This is a genomic window from Pelagimonas sp. (assembly GCF_050633425.1).
Classification (GTDB): domain Bacteria; phylum Pseudomonadota; class Alphaproteobacteria; order Rhodobacterales; family Rhodobacteraceae; genus Pelagimonas.
In genome coordinates this window covers 156,934-171,722 of sequence record NZ_JBOEGM010000013.1, presented here as the reverse complement: position 1 = coordinate 171,722, position 14,789 = coordinate 156,934, and the positions used below count along the sequence as shown (strand labels likewise).

Below are 14,789 nucleotides of genomic sequence, written 5' to 3'. Positions count from 1 at the left end.
TACTGTGGCCCGTTACTGTGGCCCGGTTATCACGGACATCGCTCTGATCAGTTTCTCGATGTCATTTGGTCCAAGGCGCGCCACGTTCACGCGGCCGCCTTTCACCACATGAATGCCGTGATCCCGCGTGAGTTCGGTTTCCTGCGCGTCGCTCAGCGGTAAAAGTGAGAACATGCCGGATTGATTGGCGATATAGGCAAGTGTGTTTGTGCCAAACATCGCCTGTTCCGTGGCAACGATTTGTTGCCGCACTTCGGCCACACGCCGTCGCATCTGCCCCAGTTCATCCAGCCAGATACGTTTCAAGCCCGCGTTCTGAAAGATCGTTCGCACAACCGATGGCCCGTGATCGGGTGCATGGGACGCACCAGAACGCACGATGGCAGAGACTGCGCGTTGCATACGCTCCCTGTCGCTTGGGCGGGTTTTCACCAGCAGCGCCCCGGCACGGTCTCGATAGATCCCAAAGGATTTGGACAACGTGACACAGACGATGCATTCGCTGAACCGCGCGGCGATTTTGCGGGCCATTTCGCAATCGTCGTCCCAGCTTTGCGCGAACCCGAGATAAGCCAGATCAATCCAAGGAATGATCCCGCGCGCCGCCAGCACATCCAAGAGAAGATCAAACTGCTCGGCGCTCATCTCAGCCCCGGTGGGGTTGTGGCAGACACCCTGCATCAGAAACACATCGTCCGACTTGGCAGATTTCAAACCATCCATCATCTGATCAAAGGTCATCTTGCGACCGATTGCATCATAATATGGCACATGGGCGAACCGGGCCTGGGCCGCTGTCAGGATTGGGACGTAATTGCCGTAGGTTGGCGTTTGCAGCCAAACGGTCGGGGGTTTGGGTATCTGGGCCAGCAGGTCGGCCATGACCCGCAAAGCAACCGCGCCCCCCGCAGTCTGAGCCGCCACCCAACTGTCATCATACGTCGCGCCAAAAATCTCCTGCCCCAACAGGCGGCAATATTCTGCGTCACCGGTCAGAGCGAGATAGGATTTGCTGGCCTGAGTGTCGACCAACCGCTGTTCCGCCAATTTCACAGCTTGCAGCACAGGTGTTTGCCCCTGTGCGTCTTGATAGATGCCCACAGTCAGGTTGAGCTTATCCGCCCGTGGGTCCTGGGCGAAATAATCGGCACCGATCATGATGGGATCAACGGGGTAGTCTTCGACCTGTTCAAACATGGCCAATTCCTTTTCCGGCGGTACGGTGCCCTCGGCTTGGGGGATGACCACGCGGCAGCCCCCTTGTTTCATCGCAAAATTGACCGCATGGTGCGCGGCTTTCGGCAGGCAAACGTGGGCGTGACACTCTTCTGGCGCGACTCGTCATCCCATCATCAGGGCGGCCAATAATGGGGCCATATTTCCGACCATATGTGCCGCACCAAGCGCAGCTTGCCATGTCCCGGCGTTGGCCGCGTCCATCGTCACGGCTCGGGCCAAGGGGTATCCTAGCCCGGACATTCTCTTTCGTTTTCAGGAAAAAGCACGCCGGGTTACCGCCCCCAATTACCATGAGAGCGCCCTGGTGATCTTGACCTGCAGCAATCAAATCCGGGTCGTCGATGTCGAAGCCCCCCTGCCCCACCGCGCATTGCGGTTCGGGTGTCCGGTCCGTCACAGAGCCCACCGGCGCAGCCCGCTCCAACAAGGCAGGCGTGGCCCCCAGAAGGCTATTCCTAAGGTCGATCTTCACGCTGTCGCTATTCTGCGGCTTTATCCCCTGCGCCATGGCATCTGCAACCGCATGTTTGGCGAGATCATCCAAGTCGTTCCAGCCAAAGCCTCGGGCATGCTGCGCGCCCGGCGCAGCATAAGGGGCGATAATCACCATATCGAGCGATGTCAGCGCAGGCGTTACCGGTGTGCAGGACCATACAATCTTGGACATGGCTCAGAAGCTTGTGATGACGGTTGCGCCGATGGACTGGAATTTATCCATATTCATCAATGCCTCGGGGGCCGCATCGAGGCTGATCTTGTCGCCGACCAACCGTGCGGGATCAAGCTTGCCGCTTTCCACCATATCAAGCATCGCGCCATAACGATGCGCCTGCATGCCATGCGAGCCGAGCAGTTCGATTTCCTGTCCGACAATTTTGGGCATGGGCACAGTGGGCGCGGCATGCTCGCCTAGCATGAGACCCACTTGGATATGCTTGCCACGCGGGCGCAGGCACAGGATTGAATTGGTCATCGTGATGGGGTGCCCCAAAGCATCAAGCGAAACATGCGCACCGCCTTTTGTGATGTCTTTGATCGCCTCGACCACGTCACCGGAGCCATCAATCACCGCCACCGCGCCGAGATCTTTTGCAAGCGCCAGCTTGGCCGGATCGAGATCCACCCCAATCACATTGGCCCCAGCAGCCGTGGCAATCATCACCGCCGACAGACCCACACCGCCGCAGCCATGCACCACCAGCCATTGGCCTGCGCTGACCTTGCCTTGGTCGATCACGGCCCGAAACGAGGTGGCAAAACGGCAGCCCAGACTGGCTGCGGTGGCGAAATCCATGCTCTCTGGAAGGGCGACGACGTTCAGATCAGCCTGATGGATCGGCACATATTCCGCGAAACTGCCCCAATGGGTGAAACCCGGCTGTTCCTGATGCAGGCAGACTTGCTGATGACCGGCGTGACATTCGCGGCACGCGCCGCAGCCACAGATGAACGGCACTGTCACCCGATCCCCGACGTTCCAGTTTTTGACGTCTTTGCCGACCGCCTCAACCACACCGGCCAGTTCGTGACCGGGGATATGCGGTAATTCGATGTCGCTGTCGTGCCCCATCCACCCATGCCAGTCACTGCGACAGACCCCTGTGGCTTCGACCTTCAGGACAACGCCATGCGCCTCGGGGGTAGGATCAGCAACCGTCCTCACTTTGGGGGCTTCTTGGAACGTCTCGAACAGGACAGCTTTCATGGTGGGGTCTTTCGGATTTGGTCTTGGTCAGGCCGGATTTTACCACATGACGTCGAAATATACTTGTTATTCCACCCGCTTTAGAAGCATTTTAGGGCAGAAAACACGCGTTTCAATCTCATACTGAGGGCATTCCACTCATGTCGGATATAGACACCGTCAACGCACAAATTCTTGAGCTTTTGCAAAGCGACGGGCGGATGACCAATACCAAGTTGGCCGAGCATCTGAATATGAGCGAAACCCCGTGCTGGCGGCGGCTCAAAAAACTCGAAGAGACCGGCATTATCGAGGGCTATCAAGCCAATATAAATAGGCGCAAGCTGGGGCTTGGGGTCATGGCCTTTGTGCAACTCAGCTGCTCGGAACATGATCAAGCCGCCACAGATGAATTCCAACGCATCATAGGCGAAACGCCCAATATCCTGGCCTGTCACAACACCACTGGCGCAGATGATTTCCTGCTTGTTGTTGTCGCCCGCGATCTGGATGACTACAGCGCCTTTGTCGACAGCACATTGAGGCGATTACCGGGAGTGACCAGCATTCGCTCGAACCTGTCACTTAAGGAGATGAAGGCGTCGAGCAAGCTACCGGTTCGTGTGTCATCGCAATCATCCTAGAGAGCAAGACTAAGCGCCTAGAACGTCCCGGCCTTGCGGTATCCGGGTCCGCAAAGTCGTTTTGTCGGGCCAATGAGACATCACAGCCCGACAAACCAACAGACATTCGGGTTCATTCACCCTCTTAATTTACCCTCTTAATTCACCGGCGTAAGCAGATCCTGCCCAGAGAGAAACGCGGCGATGTTATCGTGTTGAAGCACAGCCATCGCAGTGCGGGTTTCAACGGTGCCCGAGCCTTGGTGCGGCTGCAAAACCACGTTCTCCAGCGCGGCAAATCGGGGATCGATGTTGGGTTCGTTGAGGAACACATCCAGCCCGGCCCCGGCAATTGCCCCGCTTTCGAGTGCCTCCAAAAGCGCCGCTTCATCCACCGTCGTCCCGCGCGAGATATTGATCACCACGCCGCGGGGGCCAAGGGCGGCAATGGCTTCGGCCGAGACGTGTTTTTCAGTCTCTTTGCCGCCGACCAAAGCGATGACAAGGAAATCAACAGCCGTCGCCAAGGAGACAACATCAGAATGATAGGTCCAGCCCGGCGTCTGTTTTTCCGACCGTGAGCTGTAATGAATGTCCATTTTGAACGCCGCCAAACGATCGGCGATTTCGCGGCCGATGCGCCCCAACCCGACGATACCAACACTGGAGCCCGAGGCTTTGCGGTTCAACGGCAGCTCGCCCTCGGCAGCCCATAGACCAGAGCGCGCTCGCGCCTCGGCGACGATCATATTGCGCGACTGCGCCAAGAGCATCGCCACAGCCAAATCGGCCACGTCATCATTGAGCACATCCGGCGTGTTGGTGACTTTGATGCCGCGTTCCGAAGCGGCAGTCACATCAATCGCGTCATAGCCGACCCCGAAATTGGCAATCACACCAAGGCCCGGCAATTGATCCATGATGGCAGCCCCGAGCGGCAAATGGCCCTTAAAGGCCACCGCTTTGATCCCGGCGCGTGTGGCGGCATCTATTGCGGCCAGATCGTCGGCCTGAGCCGCCGATACAGTGTCAAATGCACCCGTCAGACGGGCGCGTTCTTGGGCAGTGAACCCTGCCCCCAGTAGCAAAACATTGGTCATAACGCCCCCTCAGAGCAATTTGGAAATGCGCGACAGCGCTTCGGTGATATTTTCGGCGGAATTGGCATAGGAAAAGCGCAGATAGCCTTCGCCCCATGCCCCAAACGAGGTGCCTGCGACAGTGGCGACGCCCGCCTCATCCAAGAACCTGTCTTGGGCCTCTTTGGCGGTGAGGCCCGTCCCTTCGATATTGGGAAAGGCATAAAACGCGCCACCAGCATCGGCGCAGCGCACACCGGGCAATGCGTTGAGACCTTCAACGATGATCTGACGCCGTTTGTCGAACTGGGCAACCATGTCACGCACAGCGTCTTGGGGGCCATTAAGCGCAGCAATTCCAGCAAATTGGGTGGCGGCATTCACGCAGGAATGATCGTTGATGCACAGCCGGGTGACATGATCAACACAGGCATCCGGCCAGACCGCATAGCCCAAACGCCAGCCGGTCATCGCATAGGTTTTGGACCAGCCATCCAGCATGATCAACCGATCCCGAATTTCGGGATATTGCAACAGGCTCACATGTTCGCGCCCGCCATAGAGCATGTTGGAATAGATCTCATCCGACATCAGCGCGACACCGGGATGAGCCGCCAGCCCTTTGACAAGTTTGTCTATTTCACTGCGAGGCGTGACACCTCCTGTGGGATTGGCTGGCGAATTGATGATGATCAGTCGGGTTTTTTCGGTGATCTGCCCAAGAACTTCGTCTGCGGAAAAAGCAAAACCGTTTTCCTCTTTGAGGGCGATTGGCACCGGAGTCGCGCCGGAATAGCGGATCACGCTTTCGTAGATCGGAAAGCCCGGATTGGGGTACATAATTTCTGCGCCCGGCTCGCCAAACATCATCACGGCAAAGAACATGGTCGGCTTGCCACCCGGCACCACAACAACATTGTCAGGGTTCACCTCAACGTTGTGGCGGCGATGCAGGTCCGCAGCGACCGCTTCGCGCAAGGCAGGCAATCCATTGGCGGGCGTGTAGCCATGATGGCCGTCGCGCAGTGCTTTGATACCGGCCTCGACAATGTGCTCTGGTGTTTGGAAATCCGGCTGACCGATGCCCAGGTTAATGATATCCTTACCCTGAGCTGCCAGTTGTTGCGCCCGCGCCAAGACCATAAAGGCCGATTCCGTTCCCAGCCGTGATAGGCTGCTGGCGAATTTCAGCTGTGTCATTCCACTCCCCCGTCTGTCTCGCGCGTCTCGGCGCTTTAGATTTGGTATACCATTCTGCTTTATGATCGCAATTGCGAAAAACAGGTTGCTCCCGGTCCGGTCGCTGCGGCCCGTCGCCCCTGACCACGGTGCCGACCATATCTGAGTGCCCCCCAAATCAGAGAGGAAACCGCGATGACATTGCCACGTGTGCTGATTGCCGGAGGCGGTATTGGTGGATTAGCGTTGGCCCTGGCGTTGAATGAAATCGGTGTTCCGTTCAAAGTCTTTGAAAACTCCCCCAGGCTGAGCCCTTTGGGTGTTGGGATCAATCTCCAACCAAATGCCGTGCGTGAGCTGGATGATATGGGGTTCGGCGACGCGCTTTTGTCTCAGGTGGGCCTGCATCTCAAAGAATGGGCTTTGGTGGGTTTGAATGGCAAAGACATCCATGTTGAACCACGCGGACTGGAGGCCGGATATGACTGGCCGCAATTTTCGGTTCATCGTGGCAAATTTCAAATCGCCCTTCTGAATGAGTTGATCGCACGCGCCGGTTCACATGTTGTGCGGCTTGGCTCTCGGGTCACGGGATACAAGCATAAATCCGATGGCACAGTCAGTGCCACCATTGAAACAAGCGATGGGTTCATCACCGAAGAGCACGGCACATTGTTGATCGGAGCAGACGGGATCCATTCGGCGGTTCGCGCCCAAATGCACCCCGACCAGCCACCGATCCATTGGGGCGGCGTTGTGATGTGGCGAGGGACAACCTTGGCCAAACCCATCCGTACTGGGGCATCCTTTGTTGGGCTTGGCACACATCGCCAACGTATGGTGATGTACCCTATTTCAGCTGCCGACCCAGACACCGGGTTGGCCGAGATAAACTGGATCGCCGAAACAACCACTGACACCGCGTCGGAACGAAAAAGAAACAGTTGGTTCCGATCTGTTGAGATCGACAGTTTCGCACATCACTTCAATCACTTCCGGTATGATTGGTTAGATGTCCCGGCCCTGATCCGCGGTGCAGGCGAAGCATTTGAGAACCCGATGATCGACCGGGACCGTGTTCCAACATGGGTGGACGGCCCGGTTGCTTTGCTCGGGGATGCGGCCCACCCTATGTATCCCACCGGTTCAAATGGGGCCAGTCAGGCCATTATTGATGCGCGCATTATAGCCCGGAAGTTTTTGGACATGGGGCTCAATCCCGGCGCTTTGAAGGCCTATGACGATGACCTGTGCGCACCGATCTCAGAGCTGGTCTTGCGCAATCGTGGCGCGGGCCCCTTTGGTCTTTTACAGATCGTAAACAGTCGCTGCCAAGGTGTTTTTGACGACATCGAAGAGGTGCTCCCAGCCGCTGAGCGGGATGCCTTTATGAAGCGTTACAAAGACGCCGCGGGGTATTCACGCGATAGGCTGAACGCCGCCCCCCGGCGCATTGCCAAGGGGGAGCGTTGGGATGCGTCACGATAGATTGGTTGCCTTTAGGGCCAGATCCAACTTGTCGACCAATTCGTCCAATTGCCCATCCGTGAGGATAAAGGGCGGGGCCAAAAGCACGTGATCACCGGTGCGCCCATCAACGGTGCCGCCCATAGGATAGCAAATGAGCCCATTGGCAAAAGCGGCCTTCTTGAGCTGGGCATTGACTTTGAGAGAGGGATCAAAGGTGGCTTTTGTACTGCGGTCCTGAACCAGTTCCAGCCCCAGAAACAAGCCGCGACCGCGAATGTCACCAATATGGGGATGCTGGCCAAAACGGTCTTTTAACCGTTCCATCAGCGCGGCCCCCAACGGTGCGACCTGCGACAGGACATCTTGGTCAATCAGCCGCTCCAGCACGGCACCGGCGGCGGCGCAGGCTGTGGGATGGCCAATATAGGTGTGGCCATGCTGGAAAAACCCACTTCCTTGCGCAATTGCATCATAAATTTTGCCTGAACAGAGCATCGCGCCAATGGGTTGATACCCGGCACCAAGCCCCTTGGCGACGGTACAGATATCGGGGCTGATGCCGTCTTGTTCACTGGCAAAGAGCGTGCCAGTTCGGCCCATACCGCACATGACTTCGTCGAGGATCAACAAAATACCTTCGCGGTCGCAAATGTCACGGATGCGTTTGTAATAGTTTCGCACAGGCGGCACGCCCCCCAGGGTCGCGCCAACCACCGGTTCGGCGACAAAGGCCATAATGGTGTCGGCCCCGTGTTTGGCAATCTCGGCTTCAAGTTCAGCAATGAGCCGGTCGCAATAATCCCCTTCGCTCTCGCCGTCGTGCTGGCCGCGATAGGCATAGCAGGCGGACACATGGCTAACGTCCATCAAAAGCGGTGAAAACGGTTCGCGTCGCCATGCATTGCCGCCAGTTGCCAATGCGCCAAGCGTGTTGCCGTGGTAACTTTGTCGCCGCGCGATGATGCGGCTGCGCTCTGGCTGGCCGATTTCAAGAAAATACTGCCGGGCCAGTTTGAGCGCGGCTTCGACGGCCTCAGACCCGCCCGACACAAAATACACCCGATCAAGCCCGCTTGGGGCATGACGGATCAATTTTTCGGCCAGTGCCTCGGCCGGGTCCGAGGTGAAAAAACCGGTATGGGCAAAGGCAACCTTGTCGAGCTGGGCACGAATCGCAGCTGTTACATGGGGGTCGGAATGGCCCAGACACGAAACAGCCGCCCCGCCAGATCCATCCAGATAGGCCTTGCCCTGTTTGTCAAAAAGATAGGGCCCATCGCCATGGGACACCAAGGGGGGCTGATTTTGAGTGTGTCGCGAAAAAACGTGGCTCATGCGGTAGTTACCTTATAGCGGCGGGGGGTGGCAGCCATTCGAGTGGTGCCAATAAACTGGATGGGCAAAGGCGAATACATCTTAGGATTGCGATCTGAAGACCTATCGGAAACGAACCGTGAAACAAATGTTTCACTTGTTGACTTGAGGTAAAACAAGTGGAAAGTTCATGTCAAGTGGGAGGGATTCGCGCTTTTGACGAGTCGTATTGAAGATCGTATCGGTGAGAATTACAGCGACCTGAGTGCCAAACTCAGGGACGCCGCTGATTATGTGGCCGCCAATCAACTCGCGGTGGCGACACGGTCTTTGCGCGCCGTATCCGGCGAAAGCGGAGTGTCCCCGGCGACCCTGTCGCGATTGGCTCGGACGCTTGGTTTTAGCGATTACGAAAGCCTGCGCGATCTGTGCCGCACTGCGATGGAAACCCGCAGCACCCCCTTTGCGGAACGCGCCGAGCTTTTGAAGCAAGACCCGCAAGCCAAAGCCACCATCCCAGACCGTCAATTCGCCGCTTGCATCGACAATATTTCGAAATTGGCGGAAACGGTGGATCGAAAACGGCTGCAAAGCGCCGTCGACACGCTGCAAGACGCGCGTCAGGTCATTTTGCTTGGGGCATTTGGATCGACGGGTATCGTCGAATACATGGCGTATTTGGCCGATTACTTTAATTCGAACTGGAAACTTGCCGGCCGCATGGGCGCATCTTTGGGCCCGACACTCAGCGATCTGGGACAGGGCGATGTACTGTTGGCAGTCACCAAATCGCCCTATGCGCGTCGAACGGTTCAAGCGGCTGAATTGGCCCAGGGTGCTGGGGCGCAAACGATCATTGTCACCGACAGCCATGCCTGCCCGGCGAATAAGTTCGCTGATTATTCTTTCATCATTCCTTCCGAGAGCCCGCAATTCTTTTCGTCCTATGCGGCGACACTCTCGTTGTTGGAAACCATGGTGGCTATGCTGGTGGCACAATCTGGCGACAAGGCCAGCCAAAAGATCAAGGATGTTGAACGAAGACATCAACAGCTTGGAGAATTTTGGGGGGCCTAACGCCCTCTGAATAATAAAAATACTCATCAATTAGGGAGCTTATAAAATGATGAACAAACTGAAACTGGCAGGGGCGGCTTTGGTCGCATCCGCAACTTTCACAACAGGCGCAGCCGCTCAGGAATTCATTTCCATCGGCACCGGCGGCGTGACTGGCGTTTACTATCCAACAGGTGGTGCGATCTGCCGTCTGGTCAACAAGTCGCGCAAAGAGCACGGCATTCGCTGCGCCGTGGAATCCACTGGTGGGTCCGTTTACAACATCAACACCATCAAAGCTGGGGAGCTTGAGTTTGGTGTTGCGCAGTCTGATTGGCAGTACCACGCCTATAACGGCACGTCGAAATTTGCCGACAACCCGTTCCCAGAAGTGCGCGCCGTCTTCTCGGTTCACCCTGAGCCCTTCACTCTGATTGTGCGTGCTGACAGCGGCATCACCGATTTCGCAGGTCTTGCGGGCAAGCGTGTGAACGTTGGCAACCCTGGGTCAGGTCAGCGCGCAACCATGGAAGTTGTCATGGACGCCCACGGCATCGCCATGGACGATCTGGCACTGGCGACCGAGTACAAAGGCTCGGAAATGGCCAAGCAGCTCTGTGACGGCAACATCGACGCGATGATTTACACCATTGGTCACCCAGCCGCGGCGATCAAAGAAGCCACCACCACATGTGATGCGGTTCTGGTGTCGGTAACGGGCGAAGCGATCGACAAGCTGGTTGCGGATAACCCATTCTACCGCAAAGCCACCATCCCCGGCGGCATGTATGCGGGCACAGATGGCGACACCGAAACATTCGGCGTTGGCGCGACATTTGTAACGTCGGCAAAGGTGCCTGAAAATGTGGTTTATGTTGTTGCGAAATCCGTGATGGAAAACATCGAAGATTTCCGTCAGCTGCACCCTGCATTCGCCAACCTGAAGGCCGAGGAAATGGTCAAGGATGGCCTGTCTGCACCTCTGCATGATGGCGCGGCCAAAGCCTACAAAGAACTGGGTCTGGTTGACTAATCCGATCTAAACTTACCGCGTCCGGGGCCACGTGCTCCGGGCGTTTAACTAATGGGGCCGGGCAACGTATCCGGGCCTTGGCGTTTTATAAGACCTCACAAGCCGCGCACCGAATTACGTGCACGGAAATTGCGAAATCCATCAATGGATTTGGGGCAAGTCACGCCGTAACAGCATAAATTCGACAGGGGACATTATGACTGACGAAAGCCAAGTTGCCCGCAGCGCGGATGATATGGTTGCCGAAGCCGATACCGGCGCACGCAACCCGTCCATCGCCTGGCAGGCCAAACTGATTATCGGGACCTGCATCGTCTGGTCGCTTTTCCAACTGTATATCGCATCAAAACTGCCCGGTGTGATTGCGCAATCCACCGGGATGAACATCTTTGCCAATATCGTAGCGCAGGCCCGTTTTGTGCATCTTGCCTTTGCTATCATGCTGGCAACGCTGGCCTTTCCGCTGACATCCTCGGCCCCAAAAGACCGTATCCCCGCCTATGATTGGGCGCTGGTGATCCTTGGGGTTGCGTCGTGCCTATACCTTGTGGTGTTCCGCTTTCAGATCGCAGATCGCCCCGGTCTCTGGAGCACATCTGACATCACCATGTCGGCCATCGGCATGTGTGTGTTGATGATTTCGGTCTATCGCTCGCTTGGGTTGCCCTTGGTCATCATCGCTTCATCCTTTGTGCTGTTCGCCTTCTTTGGCGGCTATTCGGAATGGGCCCGCAATATCACCAATTATGGCGGCGCGTCCTTGTCCAAAGCGCTTGGCCATTACTGGATGCAAACCGAAGGCGTGTTCGGCGTCGCGCTGGGTGTGTCGACAACGATGATTTTCTTGTTCGTCCTGTTCGGCGCATTGCTTGATCGCGCTGGCGGCGGCAACTGGTTTATCAAAGTCGCCATTGCCCTATTGGGTGCCTTGCGCGGTGGGCCTGCCAAAGCCTCGGTTTTGTCTTCGATGATGACCGGTATGATCTCAGGGTCCTCCATCGCCAACACCGTAACAACCGGCACATTCACCATTCCGCTGATGAAACGTATCGGCTTCCCAGCCGAAAAAGCGGGCGCGGTTGAAGTCGCCTCTTCCACCAATGGCCAGTTGACCCCCCCCGTTATGGGCGCTGCGGCCTTCTTGATGGTTGAATATGTCAACATTCCCTATATCGACGTTGTAAAACACGCCTTCCTCCCTGCGGTGATCAGCTATATCGCGCTGCTCTATATTGTTCATCTAGAAAGCCTGAAAATGGGTCTTGAGGGGCTCAAAAAAGAAGGCCGCAAGATCGGCGTGATCATGATTATGATCCTGTTCTTGTCGGGCTTCATTTTCCTTGGCATCTGTACCTTCCTGATGATCGGTCTGCGCGCGATCCTTGACCCTGTTATGGGCGACTCGATCTATGCTGCCGTGGCCTTGGTGGCTGTGATGTATGTGTTTTTGGTGGCCGTGGCCGCCAGATACCCTGACCTTGAAATGGATGATCCCAACGCACCGGTTCCAGCCGCTCCGCGTCTGACGCCAACCCTTTTGGGCGGGCTCTACTTTGCGTTGCCGATTTTCATTCTGGTGTGGAACCTGATGGTACGCACCGAGCATCTTGAGCGTCTGTCCCCTGCCCTATCCGCCTTTTGGGCAACGATCTTTATGATCGTCGTGGCGCTCACTCACCGCCCTCTCAAGGCGTTCTTTCGCGGCGAAGGTCATGCCGCTGAAACCGTCGCGGGCTGGGGCGATTTTGTTCAAGGTCTGATCCTTGGCGCGCGCAACATGATCGGGATCGGTGTTGCCACCGGGGCCGCGGGTATCATCGTTGGCACTATCAGCCTGACCGGTGCCCATCAGGTCATCGGGCAGGTCATCGAAACGATCGCGGGCGGCAACCTGATCATCCTGCTGCTGCTGGTGGCGGTTCTGTCACTGATCCTAGGGATGGGTCTGCCGACCACGGCGAACTATATTGTTGTGTCTAGCCTGATGGCCCCGGTCATCGTGTCGGTCGGTGCCCAGTCCGGCCTGATCGTTCCCTTGATCGCAGTCCATATGTTTGTGTTCTATTTCGGGATCTTAGCGGACGATACTCCGCCCGTGGGGCTTGCCGCCTATGCGGCGGCGGCCATTTCACGCGGCGATCCGATCAAGACCGGTATTCAGGGCTTTGGCTATGACATCCGAACAGCCTTGCTTCCGTTTCTCTTCATCTTCAACACTGACCTGTTGTTGATCGACGTCGGCTTTGCCAAGGCGATATTGGTGTTCTTCATCGCACTGATTGCCATGCTGATCTTTGCGGCTGCGACCCAAGGCTACTTCATCGCCAAATCGCGCAAATGGGAAAGCGCGGCCTTGTTGTTCATTGCCTTCATGCTGTTCCGGCCTGACTTCTTCCTGGATCAAGTCAGCGCGAAATATACCGCGGCCGAAGGCCCGGCTGGCATTTCGCTGATGGGTGAGGCTCCAAATGATCAATTGGTGCGCCTGACGGTTGCGGGCCCAGACTTTGACACGGCAATTGTGCGGCCGACCACGATCACCGTTCCAGCGATCAATGGTGATGCGATGGCAGCACTTCAGGCCCAGGGGCTGACGGTCATGGAAGAAGATGGCAAATTGCTGCTCGAAGAGCCGTTCCCCGGCACACCGCATTTCGGCACCATCGGGTCTGAATATGACTATTACGGTGACGATCCTGTGGTTGTGACCATGGTTCAGGTCGAAAATGAGCGGATGCCCAAGGAGCTCTTCTTTATCCCGGCATTGTTGCTTTTGCTGGGTGTTGTGATGATCCAACGCCCACGCGCCACCCAACCTGCATTCTAAACGAGGAAGACCCATGTTTGAGAAAATCCTACTTGCCGTCGACCTCAATCAGAGCAAAGGCAAACGGCGCACAGCAGATGCGGCGATCCAGTTGGCGCAGGCCAATGGTGCCGAGCTGCATGTTCTGACCGTCCTACCCGACACCGGACTGCCGGTGGTCAGCATGTCATTGCCCAAAGATCACACAGATCAAATCAAAACCGAGGCCGCTCAGGCCTTGGCGGTCTGGGGCAAGGACGTGATCCCATCCGATGTGAATGCGGTTTTTCACGTTGGGCAGGGAACGATCTATGATCAGATCATCAAGTTCTCGGATGCCTTGGGCATTGGCGCGATTGTCATTGGTGCCCACCGCCCGGAACTCAAGGATTATCTGGTTGGCCCAAATTCGGCGCGGGTGGTTCGCCATGCGACGCAATCGGTCTTTGTGATCCGCTGACACAGCACCATTGAGCCCGCTTGACCTGCGCGTCAGGAGCGATAAAAATCAAGAGACCCCGGCGAAAACCGGGGTCTTTCTTTTGCGCCAGAAAGGTCCGCCGTTGTCTTTTGTCTTTGATCCCGCCCCCACTCCTTCGCTTGCCATTGCCGGGGCGGACGCCCGCTTTCCAGTGCGCCGTATCTTTTGTGTTGGACGTAATTACGCCGCTCATGCGCGTGAAATGGGCAAGGATCCCGACCGCGAGCCGCCATTCTTTTTCACCAAACCCGCCGATGCCGTGGTGGATTGTGGCCAATCACTCCCCTTCCCCAGCATGACCGAAAACCTGCATTTCGAAGCCGAGTTGGTTGTCTGTCTGGGGCGGGGCGGCAAAGACATCGCTGAGGATCAGGCGCGGTCCCATATCTGGGGATATGCTGCCGGGAATGACCTGACCCGCCGGGATTTACAGGCCGAGGCGAAAAAGATGGGACGTCCATGGGATATGGCCAAGGGGTTTGATCAGTCTGCTGTGATTGGCCCGGTCCACAAGGCTGAGGACAGTGACCCCTTTGAGACCGGTGTCATTACCCTGAGCGTTAACGGAGAAGAACGTCAACGCGGAGATTTGTCTGAGATGATTTGGACCGTCCCCGAAGTGATTTCGATCTTGTCGGGGTATGTTGCGCTACACGCCGGAGACCTGATTATGACCGGGACACCCGCAGGCGTTGGCGCGCTGCAACCGGGCGACACTTGCGTGGTCACGATTGAAGGCCTGCCAGATATGGGGTTCAGTTACGACGGCTGAAACCGGCGAGATATGAGCGCTGTACCTTTGATACCGCGCTGATCGCATTGCTT

General features: G+C 56.7%; 13 protein-coding genes. 7 read left to right on the top strand and 6 right to left on the bottom strand.

What is annotated here, in order from left to right; all coding sequences use genetic code 11:
• Positions 1-12 precede the first annotated feature (12 nt).
• From ACRBB0_RS11965 to ACRBB0_RS11955, 3 genes are read right to left on the bottom strand one after another with little or no spacing between them, the layout of a single operon-like run.
• Positions 13-1,248, bottom strand: coding sequence for an aromatic amino acid transaminase (locus ACRBB0_RS11965; protein ID WP_431374666.1), 1,236 nt, complete (start codon positions 1,246-1,248; stop codon positions 13-15).
• Positions 1,190-1,906, bottom strand: a complete 717-nt coding sequence (locus ACRBB0_RS11960) for a hypothetical protein (RefSeq protein WP_431374665.1) — start codon at positions 1,904-1,906, stop codon at positions 1,190-1,192. The genes ACRBB0_RS11965 and ACRBB0_RS11960 overlap by 59 nt, the downstream gene beginning before the upstream one ends.
• Positions 1,907-1,909: 3 nt before the next feature.
• Complete coding sequence (locus ACRBB0_RS11955) at positions 1,910-2,944, bottom strand: zinc-dependent alcohol dehydrogenase family protein (RefSeq protein ID WP_431374664.1); 1,035 nt, start codon at positions 2,942-2,944, stop codon at positions 1,910-1,912.
• Positions 2,945-3,084: 140 nt separating this feature from the next.
• Between ACRBB0_RS11955 and ACRBB0_RS11950 the strand changes: the two genes are divergently transcribed.
• The gene (locus ACRBB0_RS11950) at positions 3,085-3,567 is read left to right on the top strand and encodes an Lrp/AsnC family transcriptional regulator (protein ID WP_431374663.1); all 483 of its coding nucleotides are present in this window, start codon (positions 3,085-3,087) and stop codon (positions 3,565-3,567) included.
• A gap of 137 nt (positions 3,568-3,704) precedes the next feature.
• Here ACRBB0_RS11950 and ACRBB0_RS11945 read toward each other — a convergent pair whose 3' ends face one another.
• Positions 3,705-4,646, bottom strand: a complete 942-nt coding sequence (locus ACRBB0_RS11945) for a 2-hydroxyacid dehydrogenase (protein WP_431374662.1) — start codon at positions 4,644-4,646, stop codon at positions 3,705-3,707.
• A gap of 9 nt (positions 4,647-4,655) precedes the next feature.
• A complete protein-coding gene (locus ACRBB0_RS11940) occupies positions 4,656-5,825 on the bottom strand; it encodes a pyridoxal phosphate-dependent aminotransferase (protein ID WP_431374661.1) in 1,170 nt (389 codons plus the stop codon).
• Positions 5,826-5,999: 174 nt separating this feature from the next.
• Between ACRBB0_RS11940 and ACRBB0_RS11935 the strand changes: the two genes are divergently transcribed.
• Positions 6,000-7,292 carry a flavin-dependent oxidoreductase gene (locus ACRBB0_RS11935; protein WP_431374660.1) on the top strand — a complete coding sequence of 431 codons (1,293 nt, stop codon included), beginning with the start codon at positions 6,000-6,002 and terminating at the stop codon, positions 7,290-7,292.
• On the opposite strand, the gene ACRBB0_RS11930 is transcribed toward ACRBB0_RS11935, so the two are convergent.
• The gene (locus tag ACRBB0_RS11930) at positions 7,284-8,609 is read right to left on the bottom strand and encodes an aspartate aminotransferase family protein (protein WP_431374659.1); all 1,326 of its coding nucleotides are present in this window, start codon (positions 8,607-8,609) and stop codon (positions 7,284-7,286) included. The two genes, ACRBB0_RS11935 and ACRBB0_RS11930, sit on opposite strands and share 9 nt — an antisense overlap.
• Positions 8,610-8,804: 195 nt before the next feature.
• Between ACRBB0_RS11930 and ACRBB0_RS11925 the strand changes: the two genes are divergently transcribed.
• From ACRBB0_RS11925 to ACRBB0_RS11905, 5 genes are all read left to right on the top strand, one after another.
• Positions 8,805-9,665: a MurR/RpiR family transcriptional regulator gene (locus tag ACRBB0_RS11925; protein ID WP_431374658.1), complete on the top strand. Its 861-nt coding sequence runs from the start codon at positions 8,805-8,807 to the stop codon at positions 9,663-9,665.
• 49 nt (positions 9,666-9,714) lie between these two features.
• Positions 9,715-10,677, top strand: a complete 963-nt coding sequence (locus ACRBB0_RS11920; RefSeq protein WP_431374813.1) for a TAXI family TRAP transporter solute-binding subunit — start codon at positions 9,715-9,717, stop codon at positions 10,675-10,677.
• Positions 10,678-10,873: 196 nt separating this feature from the next.
• Positions 10,874-13,504, top strand: coding sequence for a TRAP transporter permease (locus ACRBB0_RS11915; protein ID WP_431374657.1), 2,631 nt, complete (start codon positions 10,874-10,876; stop codon positions 13,502-13,504).
• Between the two features lie 13 nt (positions 13,505-13,517).
• Positions 13,518-13,943, top strand: a complete 426-nt coding sequence (locus ACRBB0_RS11910; protein WP_431374656.1) for a universal stress protein — start codon at positions 13,518-13,520, stop codon at positions 13,941-13,943.
• Between the two features lie 103 nt (positions 13,944-14,046).
• Complete coding sequence (locus ACRBB0_RS11905; protein ID WP_431374655.1) at positions 14,047-14,736, top strand: fumarylacetoacetate hydrolase family protein; 690 nt, start codon at positions 14,047-14,049, stop codon at positions 14,734-14,736.
• Positions 14,737-14,789 lie beyond the last annotated feature (53 nt).